18 protein-coding genes are annotated in these 17,480 nt (G+C 37.9%); all 18 read right to left on the bottom strand.

Translation table 11 applies throughout. The features are described 5' to 3' along the window. Positions 1-40 precede the first annotated feature (40 nt). The gene (gene hypE, locus BM146_RS02160; RefSeq protein ID WP_074883665.1) at positions 41-1,051 is read right to left on the bottom strand and encodes a hydrogenase expression/formation protein HypE; all 1,011 of its coding nucleotides are present in this window, start codon (positions 1,049-1,051) and stop codon (positions 41-43) included. Between the two features lie 9 nt (positions 1,052-1,060). Beyond that, positions 1,061-2,107: a hydrogenase formation protein HypD gene (hypD, locus tag BM146_RS02155; RefSeq protein WP_074883662.1), complete on the bottom strand. Its 1,047-nt coding sequence runs from the start codon at positions 2,105-2,107 to the stop codon at positions 1,061-1,063. Continuing rightward, positions 2,107-2,325: a HypC/HybG/HupF family hydrogenase formation chaperone gene (locus tag BM146_RS02150; RefSeq protein ID WP_074883659.1), complete on the bottom strand. Its 219-nt coding sequence runs from the start codon at positions 2,323-2,325 to the stop codon at positions 2,107-2,109. Before BM146_RS02150 ends, hypD begins: the two co-directional genes overlap by 1 nt. Positions 2,326-2,327: 2 nt before the next feature. After that, positions 2,328-4,604, bottom strand: a complete 2,277-nt coding sequence (hypF, locus tag BM146_RS02145; RefSeq protein WP_074883657.1) for a carbamoyltransferase HypF — start codon at positions 4,602-4,604, stop codon at positions 2,328-2,330. Then, the gene (locus BM146_RS02140; RefSeq protein WP_074883654.1) at positions 4,604-5,086 is read right to left on the bottom strand and encodes a 4Fe-4S dicluster domain-containing protein; all 483 of its coding nucleotides are present in this window, start codon (positions 5,084-5,086) and stop codon (positions 4,604-4,606) included. The genes hypF and BM146_RS02140 overlap by 1 nt, the downstream gene beginning before the upstream one ends. 30 nt (positions 5,087-5,116) lie before the next feature. Continuing rightward, on the bottom strand, positions 5,117-6,196 hold the full coding sequence (locus BM146_RS02135; RefSeq protein WP_074883651.1) for a hydrogenase large subunit: 1,080 nt from the start codon (positions 6,194-6,196) through the stop codon (positions 5,117-5,119). A gap of 14 nt (positions 6,197-6,210) precedes the next feature. Continuing rightward, positions 6,211-6,543, bottom strand: a complete 333-nt coding sequence (locus BM146_RS02130) for an NADH-quinone oxidoreductase subunit C (RefSeq protein ID WP_022773946.1) — start codon at positions 6,541-6,543, stop codon at positions 6,211-6,213. After that, entirely contained in the window at positions 6,543-7,232 is a 690-nt protein-coding gene (locus tag BM146_RS20265) for an NADH-quinone oxidoreductase subunit B family protein (protein ID WP_074883648.1), read from the bottom strand. Before BM146_RS20265 ends, BM146_RS02130 begins: the two co-directional genes overlap by 1 nt. Before the next feature lie 23 nt (positions 7,233-7,255). Further along, on the bottom strand, positions 7,256-8,122 hold the full coding sequence (locus BM146_RS02120) for a respiratory chain complex I subunit 1 family protein (protein WP_074883645.1): 867 nt from the start codon (positions 8,120-8,122) through the stop codon (positions 7,256-7,258). Then, a complete protein-coding gene (locus tag BM146_RS02115) occupies positions 8,122-10,047 on the bottom strand; it encodes an NADH-quinone oxidoreductase subunit 5 family protein (RefSeq protein ID WP_074883878.1) in 1,926 nt (641 codons plus the stop codon). The genes BM146_RS02120 and BM146_RS02115 overlap by 1 nt, the downstream gene beginning before the upstream one ends. A gap of 54 nt (positions 10,048-10,101) precedes the next feature. Then, on the bottom strand, positions 10,102-10,398 hold the full coding sequence (locus BM146_RS02110) for a metal-sensing transcriptional repressor (RefSeq protein WP_074883643.1): 297 nt from the start codon (positions 10,396-10,398) through the stop codon (positions 10,102-10,104). A gap of 136 nt (positions 10,399-10,534) precedes the next feature. Then, positions 10,535-10,978, bottom strand: coding sequence for a MarR family winged helix-turn-helix transcriptional regulator (locus tag BM146_RS02105; protein ID WP_074883640.1), 444 nt, complete (start codon positions 10,976-10,978; stop codon positions 10,535-10,537). 63 nt (positions 10,979-11,041) lie between these two features. Beyond that, positions 11,042-13,396: an HAD-IC family P-type ATPase gene (locus BM146_RS02100; protein ID WP_074883638.1), complete on the bottom strand. Its 2,355-nt coding sequence runs from the start codon at positions 13,394-13,396 to the stop codon at positions 11,042-11,044. Between the two features lie 59 nt (positions 13,397-13,455). Then, positions 13,456-13,734 (bottom strand): cell division topological specificity factor MinE, encoded by a 279-nt coding sequence (gene minE / locus BM146_RS02095; RefSeq protein WP_074883635.1) that lies wholly within the window; start codon positions 13,732-13,734, stop codon positions 13,456-13,458. A 17-nt stretch (positions 13,735-13,751) separates the two neighbouring features. Beyond that, positions 13,752-14,531 carry a septum site-determining protein MinD gene (gene minD, locus BM146_RS02090; RefSeq protein WP_074883634.1) on the bottom strand — a complete coding sequence of 260 codons (780 nt, stop codon included), beginning with the start codon at positions 14,529-14,531 and terminating at the stop codon, positions 13,752-13,754. Between the two features lie 16 nt (positions 14,532-14,547). Beyond that, positions 14,548-15,309 (bottom strand): septum site-determining protein MinC, encoded by a 762-nt coding sequence (gene minC, locus BM146_RS02085; protein ID WP_083413359.1) that lies wholly within the window; start codon positions 15,307-15,309, stop codon positions 14,548-14,550. A gap of 183 nt (positions 15,310-15,492) precedes the next feature. Then, complete coding sequence (tsf, locus tag BM146_RS02080; protein WP_074883629.1) at positions 15,493-16,446, bottom strand: translation elongation factor Ts; 954 nt, start codon at positions 16,444-16,446, stop codon at positions 15,493-15,495. An 87-nt stretch (positions 16,447-16,533) separates the two neighbouring features. Beyond that, complete coding sequence (gene rpsB / locus BM146_RS02075) at positions 16,534-17,283, bottom strand: 30S ribosomal protein S2 (protein ID WP_074883624.1); 750 nt, start codon at positions 17,281-17,283, stop codon at positions 16,534-16,536. Positions 17,284-17,480: the final 197 nt, after the last annotated feature.

Below are 17,480 nucleotides of genomic sequence, written 5' to 3'. Positions count from 1 at the left end.
TTTCAAGAAAACGAAAGTTACGACATATATTTTACATCATTTAGCAAATTCTTGGAAGTCCCTCTCCATACATCAGACCAATTATACGTTTCCCGCCAATTTTGGTGTTAAGAACCACATTATTTTTATCGGCTGATCCTTTTATTTTACGTACCTCACCAATCACGCAGGCATTTTCACCGTATTTTGACTTTTTTATAATAGAAAGAGCTTTTTCAACATCATTAGCCGCTACTGAAAGAACCATCTTTCCCTCATTACCCATATACATAGGATCCAAGCCAAGAAGTCCGCAAAAATCTTTTACTGCAGGTGAAACAGGCATTCTATCTTCAAAAAGGTCTATTGAACATTTTGAACTTTCGCAGAACTCATTTAATACAGTTCCCAGGCCGCCTCTTGTAACATCACGCATGGCATGCACTTCAACATTATTATCTAAAAGTCCCTTTACCATCTCAACAAGAGGTGCTGCATCTGACTTTATATTATTCTGAATTCCCATTCTTGAACCTAAAATGGCTGCATGATGATCACCAAGATTACCGGATATGATTATTTTATCACCATTCTGCAATTTAAATGGACCGGGAACATCAAGAGAATCAGAAATAAATCCAACGCCTGACGTATTTATAATAAGTCCAGGCTCGCCTCCTTTATTTTCAATTACCTTAGTATCACCAGTAATTATCTTTATTCCGGCTTCGTTTGCCGTATTGGCCATAGAACTTATTACTCTGTCCAAAACATCCATATCAAGGCCTTCTTCAAGGATGCAGCCACAGGTAAGGTACATTGGCTTTGCACCGCTCATGAGAAGATCATTGACTGTTCCGCAAACAGACAACCTTCCTATATCTCCGCCCGGAAATTCAATAGGAGTAACAACAAAACTGTCAGTAGTAACTGCAAGTCTGCCACACCCTTTTACAACTGCAGAATCCTCAAGCTTATCAAGTATTTCGTTGTGAAAATGTTTAGCAAATATATCTCTGATCAAAGCGGAAGTTGACTCACCGCCACTTCCATGTGCCATTGTAATCTTCATAATCTGTTCCTATCTTCTTCCTGATACAAAATAATTATAACAACTGCCTTCTGTTGATACCATGCAGGCTCCATGAGCATTATCCGGTGTACATGTTTTTCCAAATAAAGGACATTCATAGGGCTTTAATTTACCTACAAGTACGCTTGCACAGCAACATCCAGGAGGCATATGATCCTCGTCAAGTCCTATGCTTCCGGCATCAAAATCAGCATATTCTTTTATCAAAGCCATGCCTGATCCTTTTATTTTACCCATGCCACGCCAGGAGGCATCTGATACTTCAAAATACTTTTCAACGACTTCTTTAGCTTTAGTATTTCCTTCCTCTGTCACTACATTCTTGTACAGATTCTTTATACCGGATTTACCTTTCATCTGTAAAAGAGCATATATTGTCATGATAAGCTGTTTACCTTCAAAACCAGAAACCACAAAAGGAATTCCCAGTTCATCAGACAATTCTTTGAAGGTATCACTTCCTGTGACTGCACATACATGTCCCGGGGCAATAAAGCCATCAATTCCGCCGCCATTTTTCACTACCCATCTGATAACTTCAGGCATAGTTTTAAGTGATGTCAAAAGCTTTAGGTTTTTAACATTTTCTTTTACCGCTTCTTCTAATACCATTGCGTACACAGGGGTTGTGGTCTCAAAGCCAATTGCAGCAAAAACATATGTATGTGAAGGATCTTCCTTTGCAAGCTTAACAGTTTCCATTGGAGAATAAACCATTCTCACGTGACCGCCATCCGCCTTTGCATCGGCTAGTGACTTATGTGTTCCCCTTACCCTTATAAGATCTCCAAAGGTAAGTACAATAGTATTTTCTTCCATTGAAAGCTCGACAAGTCTGTCAATTACAGCTGTAACTGTAACACAGACAGGACAACCGGGTCCTGAAATGAGCTTTATCTTTGGAGACAGCATTGAAGGGATACCATTTTCTGAGATTGCTGCGGTATGAGTGCCGCAAACCTCCATAATATGCACTTCTTCACCATCATAGTTCTTTAATTTATCAAGAATTTCTTCAAAAGTAATTGATCCCATTAAACAGTCAAATCCTCAATTTCATTAAATAATTCTTCCATCTCATCAGCCGTTTTATCATCCATAGTCTGAATGATGCAGCCTGCATGAACCAAAACCCTGTCGCCAACCTTAACGTTTACAAGGCCTGCTTCTGCTATAACCGTATTACCGCTAAAATCGACAGTAGCCTTTGTTCCATCTATCTTAATAACTTTTCCCGGTATTGCAACGCACATATCTAATCCTCTTTCAATAATCCATAATATGCCTGTCCAAGGGCAATTCCAGCATCCCCTGACGGAACAAGCCTGTTCCAATAAACATCAAATCCCTCTTTTGTCAAAAGAGCTATTGTATTCTTTAAAAGTATCCGGTTCGCAAATACTCCTCCGGACAAACAAACTTTTGATTCCTTGACATTGCTTCTAAGTATACTACATATTTTCACGATATAATAAGACAAAGCTAAATGAAAACCATATGCAATGTCCTTTGTTTCAAAACTTCCATCTGCAATACATCCCTTTATCTGTGAAAAAAGATCAAGCTGATCGAATATAATTTCTCCTTCTTCATTTTCGATGATTTTTACATCAAACAAAGGAAAATGACTTCCATCACAGAGCGAAGCTTCTTTTTCAAGTAAGATCGCGCACTCACCTTCGAATGAATTATAGTCCTTTATTCCCAAAAGTGCACATACGCAGTCAAATAATCTTCCGACACTGGAAGTTTCATAAGTATTTATATTATTTTTAAGAGCAGCCTTAACGATATCACTGCCGTTATCATTAAGAGCTATCTCATAGCATTCTTTTACAATATTTGCCTTCTTGGGTGCTGCATCTCCGCCCATAAGCTTAATATATGATAAGTGGCTCTTTCTCGTATAATCTGTGCCATTACACAGAAAAACTTCTCCGCCCCAGACTTTATCGTCATCGCCAAAGCCTGTACCATCAAAGGCAATTCCAATACATGATCTTAATTCATTTTCTGCCATTACGGATAAAACATGAGCATAATGATGCTGCAATCTTATCAGTTCTATGTTCCTTTTTTCTGCATATTCTTTTGCATATTTTGATGAAAAATACAAAGGATGCTTATCGCAAACAGCTCTCCTTGGAACAAATGAAAAAAGATCTGAATTTCTTTTTATTAGTTTATTAAAAAGCTCATATGTGTCAGCATCTTCTAAATCGCCTATAAACTGGCTAAGAACAACTCTGTCTTTTTTGGCAAACGAAAATGTGCTCTTTAGGTCTCCACCAAAACAAATAGTTGAAGTGTTATTATCTGAGCCTTTGCAGATTATAGGAAGCGGTGAAAAACCTCTTGCCCTTCTGATAAACTGGGAAGAATACTCCCCGTTCTCATTTTGGATAACAAATACCACAGAATCATCCTGAGGCTGATTTATCCTTCTTTTATGGAAAAGAACTCCGTCAACATAATATTCTTTTGATCCATCCATTAGTTTTTGGTCAAAAGAATCATGATCAATAATTATGGGCTGACCAGAAATATTGGCGCTTGTACAGATTAGTGGACCAACTTCATCAGTTAATAATCTGTGTATGCCTGCTGATGGCAAAAAAGCCCCTATATAATTACTGTCCTTGCAGACTTCATAAGGAAAGTCCTGCTTTTTATTTAATAAAACAATAGGTCTTGCCAAAGACAATAAAAGCTCTTCTTCCTTCTCGTTAACTTCAGCGTATTTTTTTATACTATCAACTGTCGAAAACATAACAGCAAAAGGCTTATTCTCTCTGCCTTTTATCTGTCTTAAACGTAAAGCAACAGGATTCTCAGGCTTACATATAAGCTGATAACCAGATACACCCTTTAGTCCTATGATCTTACCTTCGTTTAAAAGAGAAATTGCTTTTTTCACAGCATCTTCCCTTTCAAGGTGAACAGATTCTGCCCCGTTATAGTAGTCAAGAATCATGAAAGGGCCACAATCATGACAGGAAATTGTCTGTGCATGCCTTCTACGTCCACTTTTATACTCCGAAAGGCAGTTAGGACACATTTCAAAATCGACCATTGTGGTCGTATGTCTGTCATAGGGAAGAGAATCCAAAACACTGATACGAGGCCCACATGAAGCACAGCTTATCAGCGGATATCTATATCTCCTATCGTCTTTTGAAAGCATCTCATTAAGGCATTTATCGCAGATACCTATGTCAGGTAATACTATTGGAAGTTCAGATTTAAGGTCCACAACTGAGCTTTCTACAATAGCAAAATCATTAAAAGAATAATTGCTTTCATTAAGCTTTTCTCTGACAATATCTAATACAAATGAACCTTCAGGCTGAACATTTTTAAGCTCATCGCAAAAATCATCTATAGTTTTTTCCAAGCCGGAAACAATGATCTCTACTGCAGCTCCTATATTCTTTACCTGCCCTTTAAGACCATATTCAATTGCTTTTTTTAAAACAAAAGGGCGGTAGCCTACTCCCTGCACCGCCCCTTTGACTAAGATTTTTTCTGTCATCAATCTTTCTTTTCTTGTGTATTTGCTGTAGCAGCAGGATTAGCGTTTGCAGCTCCTCCGTTTGCATTTGCGGCAGCAGCCTTAGCTGCAGCTGCAGCAGCCGCACGCTCTTTTGCAGCCTTCATCAAAGCTTCCTGAGCTGCAATTGCCTTCTCTGACTGTTTAAAAGTCTTAGTAATCTTCTCATCGCCGGGTTCCTGGAATCTGACACCCATTGAAAGACATTTCTTAGGACAATTATCAACACAACATCTGCACTGTATGCAGCTCATAGGTCTGATAGACCATGTCTTTGCTGCCTTATCTACAGTGATCGCATGTGTTGGGCACTTAATTGAGCAAAGGCCGCAAAGGACACATACGTCCATATCATTTTCAACATGTCCCCTGGTACCTTCAGGAAATTGCTTTTCTGCCTTTCTTGTATATGGCTTTGATACAAGGTTACGAAGAATTGTTTTCTTAAAACTTACAAATGCCATCTCTAATCTCCATCCCAAATAAATATTTCATTATCTTTCAGTACAACTGATACAAGGATCAATAGTAAGTACAAGAATAGGTACATCTGCCAGATCGCATCCCTTTAATGTCTCAACAAGGCCTGAAAGGTTTGCAAATGTGGGAGTTCTAACTCTCATTCTGTCTATGAACTTTGTTCCGTTAGCCTTTACATAATAAAGAGCTTCTCCTCTTGGCTGCTCGATTCTCATCATATATTCGCCATTTGGCATACCCTTAACAGGAACATCAATATCTCCTGAAGGAATTTTGTCGATACACTGACGAATAATATCAAATGCCTGGAAAATCTCCTTGATACGGCATTCAGTACGGGCATATGAATCACCCTCTGTAGAAATAATTGGCTCAAAATCAATATCGCCGTAAGCACAGTATCCTGTTGATCTAATATCACGACTGATTCCGCTTGCTCTAAGGAAAGGTCCTGTACATCCAAGTGCGTCAGCCTGTTCAGGAGTAAGTATACCAACGCCACGAAGTCGTGTCTGAACAGCAGCATCATTAAGGAATGGCTTAGCAATAGCCTTAAGATCCTCTTCCATTTTATTTATTCTCTGATAAAAATCTTTAAGCATTTCATCAGATACATCTCTTCTTATACCACCGATCTTCATAACAGAGAAAATAACTCTTCCGCCTGTAGATGCCTCAAACATATCAAGGGCATCCTCTCTAAGTCTCCAGCAATCCATGTAAAGAGACTCAAATCCAAAGGCATCAGCCAAAAGGCCAAGCCAAAGAAGATGTGAATGGATTCTTGAAAGCTCTGACCAGATAGTTCTAAGATATTTTGCTCTTGCAGGAACATCAATATCCATAATATGTTCAACAGCTTCTGAATATCCAAGTCCATGGCCAAGTGAGCAGATACCGCAAATACGCTCGGCTACATAAACCATCTCATTAAAATCTTTTTTATCAACCAGCTTTTCAAGACCTCTGTGAATGAAACCTATTGAAGGGATAGCTTCAATAACCTTCTCATCCTCCATAACAAGGTCCAGATGTATTGGTTCCGGAAGAACCGGATGCTGGGGTCCAAATGGAATAACACTTCTAGTAGACATTACAGTTCCTCCAATTACTTAAATGGTGTCTCTATCGCTGTGCGATAAAGCTTACCCTCATAGTCTATATTTATCATCTTAACCTTTACACCAAAAAGGTCATGCATTTCATTCTCATATATGAAAGCACATGGGAAAATACTTGTTATACTTGATATTTCATTCTCTTCAGGAAGAGTTATCTTAAGCTGTTTAACCTCAAGCTCTTTTCCAAAAGAATAAATAAGCTCATATCCATCAGGTATTCTTGTAGCACACTGCTGCATAAGATGATAACCATTAAACTTAAGCTTCTGAGATTCATCTATAATGCTTTCAGGATTGACATTAATAAATTCTGTATTCATTATTTATTATCTCCTTTCTCAGCATTATTGGTTGCAACTGGGGCTGCCTGAGCATTAACAGGCTTAGCAGCATTTGCAGCTGGAGCTGCAGGCGCAACAGGCTTTGGTGCAGGCTTTGCTGTAGCCTTGATCTTTTCTTCAGCCTGCTCTCTTAAAGCTTCTTCAGTAAGAACTGCATCATACTGTGTGCTCGGATCATAGTCATCAGCAGTCATATGAACAGCCATCTTACTGTAATCAACAGTACAATAGCCCTGTTTCATTGATTCTTTAAGTTTCTTTCTCTTTTCTTCAAGAATGCCAACAGCCTTAACAACTCCTTCAATAAGGGCTTCAGGTCTTACAGCGCATCCAGGAACATATACATCAACAGGAACTACTTTATCAGCTCCTCCTAAAATGTTGTAACACTCTTTAAAGATACCGCCGTCGCATGCGCAAATTCCGCAGGCAACAACAACCTTTGGATCAGGCATCATATTATATAACTGTCTTACTACAGGGGCTGTCTGAGCATTGATGCCACCAGTTAAAAGTAAAACATCAGCGTGTTTAGGATTACCAGTATTTATAATACCAAAACGCTCTACGTCATAAAGTGGAGTCATTGTGGCAAGAACTTCTATATCACAGCCATTGCAGCTGGATGCATCATAATGTAACACCCATGGTGATTTAGATATTTTCATTGATCTCACATTCCCTTCCCGTGTTATTTAAGCACATTAAGAATAAGCAGATTTGTACCTGCAAAAACTAAAATTACTGACCATGTAACTTTGAGCATTGTAATGTATTTTACACGAGGGAACAGATTATCAATCAGTGTCTCAAGGAAAAATACAACTGCACATGCAATAAGAGCCCAAACTCTGCTGATAGGATTTGCTGTTAAGAAGAACATTCCAACAATACCCATCATAAGTACTGTGTCATACCACTCTGCTATCTCAACAAATGCAAGGTTATTACCTGAAAGATCGGTAGTAAGACCTTTAACCATTTCCTGATGCATATGATGTGAAGTACTAAGATCAAAAGGTGATTTACGAAGTTTGATTATAAGAATAAATACAAATCCTATAAAGAAACCAGGGATCTGAACGATTGCAGGAACCCTTGCCTGGATCAGATCATTTACCATAAAGCTTCCGTTTGCATAATAAAAACCAATTGCTACCAAAAGTGTCATAGGCTCATAACACATCATCTGTAAAAGCTCACGCTGAGCACCCATGATACTGTAAGGACCATTAGTAGAAAATGCAGCCATAACCATAACAACTTCGGCCATTGAAAGAGCAAAGAAAACCAAAAGCATATCTCCGCCTGCAAAGAACAATGTACCTGTAAAGATTGTCATGATAAGGTAACCTGTAACAAACAAAACCTGAATGCTGTTAACAACGGTTGTCTGCTTGTTAAGAAGCTTATATACATCGTAAAATGGCTGGAAAACCGGAGGCCCCTGTCTACCCTGCATACGAGCAGAAATAACACGGTCTACTCCTGAAAGAAGTCCTCCAATAAGTGGTGCCAAAATAATATAAAGTACAGCCTTAAGTATGATCATAGACATTAGAAAGCACCTCCAACAACAATGATAAGCATTACTGCAACAAGAACAGTAGCTATGTAAATACAAGGTTTGAGAAGTTTCTTTTCACCAAAGTAATCTGTCATATACCAGTTAGACATATAAAGAGCTCTCTCTTTTCCAAAAGAGTCAATATAGTGTCTGTCATCTCCTGCATTAACACCTGCAACATAAGACATTGTCATCTTGGAATTCTTACCAATTGACAAGAATCTTGCTCCGATAGGAATCATAAATACCATTGCAACCATTATCATCATGATAATGATATCACTGCCGCCGATAACATCAGGAATACTTGTATGATAAGCCTCATCAAGAATAGGCTGAATCATATGACCTGACATCCATGGAAATGCGAAGCACATGATAACAATAAGAGATGTTAATGGGAAAATAGATACCATTTCACTTCTGGGAGTTGTATCTTCAAGCTCAAATGACTGGTGAATAACTGTACAGATCTTACCAAGCCATTTTGCCCAGTAGAACAATGTACTTCCTGAACCAAAAACAAGGAAAAGAACAAGCCATACTGAACCTGAATCAACGAATGATTTAAGAGCAGCCCACTTTGAAACAAGCATTCCAAATGGAGCCATGAACATTCCACAAATACCAATGATCATAATGAAAGCAAGTCTTGGAAGCTTGATGATAAGACCATGCATATCCTCGATATCACGGCTGTGCATACAGTTCTCGATATCACCAACTGTCTGGAACAGAAGTGACTTAGAAACAGCATGGAACAAAACAAGCATTACAGCAGCCCAAACACCTTCAGTAGTACCGGTTCCGGCACAGGCTGTAATAAGTCCAAGGTTTGAGATTGTTGAATAAGCAAGAACCTTTTTACCATCACTAACTGTAATAGCAAGAAGTGATGCTGCAAAGAATGTGAAACCGCCAATAACGGTTATCATGATTCCGGTAAGAGTTCCAGCCATGACAGGTGCTACTCTGATGAGCATATACACACCAATCTTTACCATCGTAGCTGAGTGAAGAAGCGCACTAGATGGTGTAGGTGCAACCATGGCGCCAAGAAGCCATCTTGAGAATGGGAACTGTGCACTCTTTGTCAAAGCTGCAAATGCGAATAATGTTACAGGCACAATGACAATAGCTGGTGCTGAAGTATGTGTAACCTGGCTGAGATTAGAAATCTGTAATTCCGGATTTAAATTGCAGTACAAAAGACCTGCAGCAAAACCACATCCACCAAGAAGGTTCATCCACAGAGCTCTGAAAGAATTGTCTACAGCTTCCTGTGTTCTTGTATAACCAATCATGAGGAATGAACATACACTTGTGATCTCCCAGAAGAAATAGATCCAGCCAAGATTATCAGAAGAAATAAGTCCGAACATTGCACCAAGGAATACAAACATAAGAGCAAGGAAATAATTAGAACGATCCTGCACATCTGTGTGATGATGATGATAGTCCTTCATATATCCTGATGCATAGATGCAAATAAGAATACCAACAATACCTACGATCAGATACATAACAGCTGCAAAAGTATCAATACGAATATGTGTATTGCCCTCTACAGCCTTTCCTGTAAGATCCATCCAAAGTACCGGAATGGTTCCAACAAGAGAAAAGATAATAGCATAATACTTTTTGTATTTAATGCTAAGAAAACATACAAGACCCATAAGGAAAATCTCGCCGGCAATAACGAGCATATCAGGCACATGCGTGTGTTCCAGGTATACAAACCGGGATGTATCCCCGGATGTAAGAACATTAACAGCAACATAAATAGCAGTTACCATAATTGAAAATCCGCCAATTATAATAACTGCGCTTCTCAAAGGACTTGCCTTTTTAAGAAAACCTATGATCACTGCCATTAAAAAAGGAAATAAGATAAGAAAGTTTACTGCATTTAACATAGTAATAGCCAAGGTATTTCACCCCTTTCAAATGCTTTTTCAAATTTTTTTAGCTCATGAATTTTTTAAGAATTTATCGATGGCGTCATTTAACTCATTGACAGCATCTTCATCTCCATCCTGAACCGCATGAACTATACAATGACTTATATGCTCTTTAAGGAGCTCTTTTCCGCAGCCGTTAATTGCCGACCTTACAGCTGCAAGTTGGATAAGTACTTCAGTACAATCCTTGTCATCTTCAACCATCCTCTTTACGGACTCCAGATGTCCGATCGCTTTTGACAGACGGTTTACAATAGCTTTCATTTTTGCGGGATCATGGTGATGATTATGGGTATGAGAACTCATAAAAAACCTCCAAAAAACAATGTGCGTTTTCGTTAATTTTTTGACTTTTGATTACAAGCTAATATAAAAGTCCAACAAAACCGCACATCAAGCCGAAATTTATTATATTTCTATCCGCAAAAAAAATCAATAAAGATTATCTAACATTTCTTATAATCTTATATAAAAGATTATACAAAATTTTAGCCTCATCTTCAGACAATTTTACACATGAACCAATTGATGAAGGTATGCTTATCGCTTCATCTTTAAGCTTTTCACCATCCGGAGTAATAGAAACGACAAGGTTTCTCTCATCTTCACTGGATCTTTCCCTTGTAATATAGCCCTTTGACTCAAGTTTTTTTAGTACAGGAGTAAGTGTACCGGAATCAAGATAAAGGCACTCTCCTAAAGTCTTAACATTAACTGTTTTTTTCTCCCACATAACCATCATAGTAATATATTGAGTATAAGTAAGGTCAATCCTGTCAAGATAAGGTTTATACCTTCTGATTATTTCCTTTGAACATGCATATAGAGGAAAGCAAAGCTGATTTTCAAGCTTTAATGATTCATATTTTTCTTCATTATCTGTCATAAATAAACTCCTAAATATAATTTTATGCTATTTAATTATACATTATTATTCAAAAAATACTAATTATTTTTTCAAAAAAATAATCTGAAATTTAAGTTCTATAAATCTAAACAATTTAGTAAGGTATCGCATAAATGGTTCTGTTGCAATAGCAAATAATACAAAAAGCATTATACAAGGTTTTGATACATAAGAAATTGAAAACAGATCATTAAAGAATATTGCTCCCAACACAAAAACTATCATGCAGCCAATTATTACTTTAAGTCTGTAATTATTTAGTGGCGACGAAATATTTGCCAGAATAATAAAGCCAACTATAGCCAGAAGGAATGTTGCCGCTACAGATACATCGGTCTGTTCTACACCAAAAGTATTGCTAAAAACAACAAGAGCTGCTATTGCAAAAAAATCAGTAAGTGCCGCAGGCATCGCCTTAAGCAAAACCTTAAACAGGAAATGTCCTTCTATCTTTTTATTATTGGGCTCCATAGCCAGAAAGAATCCCGGAATTCCAATATTCACGAGGCTTACAATAGTTATCTGCGATGGCTGCAAAGGATATACCAATACATTTATAATTGAAAAAACAGCAAGTAAAAGCGAGAAAATGTTTTTAACCAAAAACAACGTAGCTGTTCTTTCAATATTATTAATATCTCTTCTACCCTCTGCAACTATTTTAGGCATATGTGAAAAATCACTATCAAGGAGTACAACCTGTGCTGCCTGTACAGCTGCTTCAGAACCAGATGCCATAGCGACTGAGCAGTCTGCATTTTTCATAGCCAGAATATCATTAACTCCATCACCTGTCATAGCAACAATATGGCCATCTTTTTTTAGTGCTTTTACTATTTTCTGCTTCTGCTCCGGTGATACTCTTCCAAACACAGAATACTCTCTTACAGCTTTGGGAATATCACTGTCATCCAAAGTACTTGCGTCTACATATTTATCATAGTTTTTTACTCCCGCATTTTTGGCAACCTCAGAAACAGTAACAGGATTATCTCCTGATATCACCTTCACATCCACACCTTGTTTATCAAAATATTTAAATGTCTCAAATGCAGCTTCCCTTATAGGATTTTTAAGGGTTATAAATAAAAGCGGATGCGTAAGACGTCCGTCAAGAACATCTCCCGTCTCACCATCATATTGGGCAAAACACAAAACTCTAAGTCCCTTTTTGGCATAACACTCAATCATATCCTGATATGAAGACATTTCTCCTTTTAACAAAAACTCAGGCGCTCCCAAAACATATCTTGCATCATCAAATTCGACACTACTGTATTTATATTTTGAAGAAAAAGGCTGAAAAGAAACACAACTTCTGCTAGTTGTAAAACCAAAATACTCTTCCAGAGCATGCATTGTAATATTATCATCAGGAAGACATCCCAAATATTCGGAAAGCAAATTACAATAGGTATCTAAAAGCTGTTTATCTTCTCTGGATCCTGATGAGAGAATTGCTTCTGCTACAAGCATATCGTTATCTGTTATTGTTCCGGTCTTATCTACACAAATTGTGTCAACATGTGCAAGTGTTTCGATACTCCTCATGTCATGAAGCATTACTTTCTTTTTAGCAAGTCTGACAGTGCTTAGACCAAGTGTTATGCTAAGCAAAAGATATAGTCCTTCAGGTATCATCCCGATAAGAGCAGCAACTATAGAAGGTATGCTTTCGGAAAAAGAATTCCCCTGAATAAATACACTTTGGCAAAAAAGCGCTATACCAATAGGAATAATAAGAAGTCCTGCAGCTGCAACAATATAGTCAATCGCTTTTACCATTTCTGATTTCGATGCTTTAGTCATGTTTTTGGCTTTCAGCATCAGCTTTGATATATACGAATCAGCCCCAACTTTTGTGAGCTTTGCTATACATTTTCCGGAAACAACAAAACTACCGGACATAAGTTCACTGTCTATTCCTTTGCTTATCTCATCAGCTTCCCCCGTTAAAAGAGCTTCATTAACAGAAACTTCTCCCTCAACAACAATTGCATCAGCACATATCTGATTTCCGGATGAAAGGACAACATAGTCACCCACAACAAGCTTATCAATCGGGATGGAAGTCTCTTCTCCATCTCTTATAACAACAGCTTTAGACTGATTTATTACTTTCAGCTTATCAAGTACTTTTTTGGCTTTTATTTCTTGAAATATTCCAATTAACGAATTACATACTATAATCGGCAGAAAAGTAAGTGAATTAAACGCACCTGATAAGATAAGTAATATTGCCATAATAAAGAAAATCAGGTTAAAATATGTGAAAACATTCTCTTTAATGATATCCACTGTTGTCTTTGCAGTATTATCAACTTGAATATTGCCTTTTCCGGAAACAAACAGTTCTTTTGCTTTTGCAGAACTAAGGCCATAATTTGTATTATCCATTTTGTAATCCCCATTTACAAAAAATCCCCGGAAAGCATGCTATCTTTCCGGGGTTAATATTACTTAAGATTATGAGACATATTCTTGATAGGAATATTAGCATATAAAGCCGGAACAGTTTTGCCATCATTTGTTTCTGTATCAACATTTGTAATATTGATATCTATTCCTTCCATATCAATTTCTGCATATTTTGAAAGTACTTCTATGATATCACTTCTGATCTTCTGAAGGATTTCAGGTGAGCATGACGCGCGATCAGAAACAAGAACCAGTTTAAGACGATCCTTAGCAACATCACTGGAAGATTTTTTCTTGAAAATATCTGATATCTTCATAAAGATTCCCCCTCTTATCATTTTTTCTTAAACCAAGAAAAAATTCCTTTCTTTGGATCCAAATCAAGAAATGGTACTTGTTCTCCTTCAATTCTACGACAAATATTCATGTAAGCCTGTCCTGCAAGTGAACTATCACCAACAAGTGGTTCACCGTTATTTGTAGCTACAACAATACTCTCATCATCAGGAACCTGACCTATAAGATCAACAGCAAGAATATCAATAACATCATCAGCTGACATCATATCGCCGCGCTTAACCATATCCGCACGTAATCTATTAACAATAAGATGTGTCTTCTTGATTTCATTAGCCTCTAATAATCCAATGATTCTGTCTGCATCACGAACAGCAGATACCTCAGGCGTTGTAACTACGAGTGCTCTGTCAGCACCTGCAATGGCATTTTTAAATCCCTGTTCTATACCTGCAGGGCAATCAAGAATTACATAATCAAATTCTTCCTTCAACTCTTCTGTGAGTTTTTTCATCTGCTCAGGAGTAACACTTGTTTTGTCCTTAGTTTGAGCTGCCGGCAAAAGAAAAAGATTCTCATATCTCTTGTCTCTGATAAGAGCCTGATTGCGCTTACAATTCCCTTCGATTACATCTACAAGATTATAAACTATTCTATTCTCAAGACCCATTACTACATCAAGGTTTCTAAGTCCTATATCTGTATCGATAAGAACAACCTTTTTATTAAGCTTTGCTAAACCTGTACCAATATTGGCAGTAGTGGTTGTCTTTCCAACACCACCCTTGCCTGATGTAACTACTATGACTTCTCCCATATCATTCCTCCAATTATTATTTGTTCAACTGTCTTAAAAATGCCGGACCATATGATGTTTTAACTATATGGCCGTTTTCAATATATGCCACTTCAGGCTCATTGCTTTTACTATCAGCATTTGCCAGTAGTTTTTTCTTTCTCAACCTGAATTTTGTACTTTTTTCAGCATCAGGTGAAATAGCAATCGAATCAGCAATCCTAACCTGCAAAGGATTCAAATCAAGCGCCATAACAAAAGCATTTTTATCTCCACCTGCGCCAGCGAAAGCATTTCCTCTAAGTTCACCTAATATAAAAATACTTCCATAAGAAACAACACTTGCGCCAGGTTTAACATCACCAAGTATAACTACATTCTGCTCACAGGATATATCCTGTCCTGATCGCAGGTTTCCATTATAGATCAAAGCATTATTACTATAGTCATGCACAATCTGCTCAACAGTTTCTGAATCTGCAGATACATTTTCCTCAACTGATTCCTTATCTGGAGAATTGACGGATTCAAATAATCTCTTCGCTTCAGATTCTTCATCTATAACACAAACAATTCTTAATTGTGAATGTTCTGTAATAATATTTACTATTTCATTTTCTTCCTGTTCAGAAAGTCTACGGCCTCTCACTATAAGTCCCATAGCGTTATGGCCTAAAAAGCCGGATGCCTCTTCAAATCTTTTAGCAGCCTCAACTTTTATATCTTCAAATGGCGTTTCTTTATCAAGAACCAGTATTATTCCTGATTTGGTGCCCTTTATCGTAACAGCCTGATTCAATATTTCACCACCAATCTATCAAAAATTCATACCTATACAGTATAAAACATTAGTTCTTAAAATCAAAGTACGAATTTACGTCCACAAAAGGTTAATAATCAACCAATAAATAAAATGAGCCTGGTTTCCGTTCTGAATTAGAATAAAAGAAACCAAGCCCATTAGTTTTATTAAATAAAAAGATTAGTTAATTCCAGCTGCCTGCTTAGCAACTTCTTCAGCGAAGTTTTCGTTCTTCTTCTCGATTCCTTCACCAGTCTCAAAACGAACAAATCTCTTGATAGAAAGCTTAGCATTGTTTTTCTTAGCAACCTGCGCAATATACTGACCAACTGTCTGCTTTCCATCCTCTGCTCTTACATATACCTGCTCATTAAGGCAGATCTCCTTAAGCTCTTTGTTAAGACGTCCGATAAGCATCTTCTCGATGATTTCCTGAGGTTTTCTCTTTCCTTCTGGAAGTTCTTCATTCTCTTTAAGAGCCTGAGCAAGAAGAATTTCCTTCTCATGATTTCTGTATTCCTCAGAAACGTCTTCAGAAGCAACATACTTAGGGCTAAGAGCTGCAACCTGCATAGCTACATTCTTAACAGCTTCTTTGATGTCATCATTAACAACATCTGTCTCAGCCTCAACGATAACAGAAATTCTACCATTACCGTGAACATAAGGAACTACGATACCGTTTGAAGCAACAACTTTTTCAAAACGTCTGATGCTGAGTTTCTCACTGATAACTGCTGTGATTTCAACAAGAGCATCATTAACAGTCTTAGACTCATCAAGATTCCACTTTTCAGCAAGGAATGATTCCATATCCTTAGCATCTGAATTAACAGCCTGTGTTGCAACTGCCTCAACAAATGCCTGGAACTTATCGTTCTGAGCAACGAAGTCAGTCTCAGAATTAACCTCTACAACTGCTGCTGTTGTGTCATCCTTAACAGCAATTCTTGTAAGACCTTCAGCTGCAATTCTGCTAGCTTTCTTCTCAGCCTTCATGATACCATTCTTTCTAAGGTATTCTACTGCTGCGTCCATATCTCCGTTAGTCTCTGTAAGAGCTTTTTTGCACTCCATCATACCTGCGCCAGTTGACTCACGAAGCTCTTTAACCAATGCTGCTGTGATAGCCATTAATTTATCCTCCGATGTTTTATATTTATTCAAATTCGCAGCCAACCAAAAATGATTGACTGCGTTTTAATTCCATTCAAAAACAGATTACTCTGTAACTTCCTCAGCCTCTACAGCTTCTTCTGCAACATAGTTAGCTGCTGCATCAGACTCTGCCCCCTGATTAGCTTCGATAACAGCATCTGCCATCTTGCCAACAATAAGCTTTACAGCTCTGATAGCATCATCGTTACCAGGAATGATGTAGTCAAGTTCTTCAGGATCACAGTTTGTATCGCCGATACCGATAAGTGTGATTCCAAGTGACTCTGCTTCCTGAATGCAGATTCTTTCCTTCTTAGGATCTACAACGAAGATAGCATCAGGAATTCTCTTCATATCTCTGATTCCGCCAAGATTAGCCTGAAGCTTTGTGAGCTCTTTCTTAAGCTGAGCAACTTCTTTCTTAGGAAGAACATCAAATGTTCCATCTTCCTGCATCTTCTCGATAGCTTTCATTCTTGCGATTCTGCTCTGGATTGTCTTGAAGTTTGTGAGCATACCACCAAGCCATCTCTCATTTACATAATACATTCCGCAACGCTCAGCTTCAGTCTTAACTGCATCCTGTGCCTGCTTCTTTGTTCCAACAAAAAGGATAGTTCCACCCTGCTGTGCAATTTCAAATACAGCCTTATAAGCTTCATCAACCTTTACAACTGACTTCTGAAGATCGATAATGTGGATTCCATTTCTCTCTGTGAAGATGTAAGGAGCCATTTTAGGGTTCCATCTTCTTGTCTGATGTCCAAAGTGAACACCTGCTTCAAGTAACTGTTTCATTGATACAACGCTCATGTTATTACCTCCATTTGGTTAAAATCTTCCGTATACTCCTGGCCGTAGTTCCCATCCGCGCGTTATCAGACAGGCGGCTCCCGATCAGATCAGCACTCTGCTGACACCATATCAGGAATTAAATATACGTGCATATTTTGGTTACTGCCAATCGGCAGCCTGTGCAACAAGGCATAATACCCCCATCCACACAGCTT

This window comes from Butyrivibrio proteoclasticus (assembly GCF_900115735.1).
GTDB lineage: Bacteria > Bacillota > Clostridia > Lachnospirales > Lachnospiraceae > Butyrivibrio > Butyrivibrio proteoclasticus_B.
This window is presented reverse-complemented; position numbering and strand designations above follow the sequence as displayed.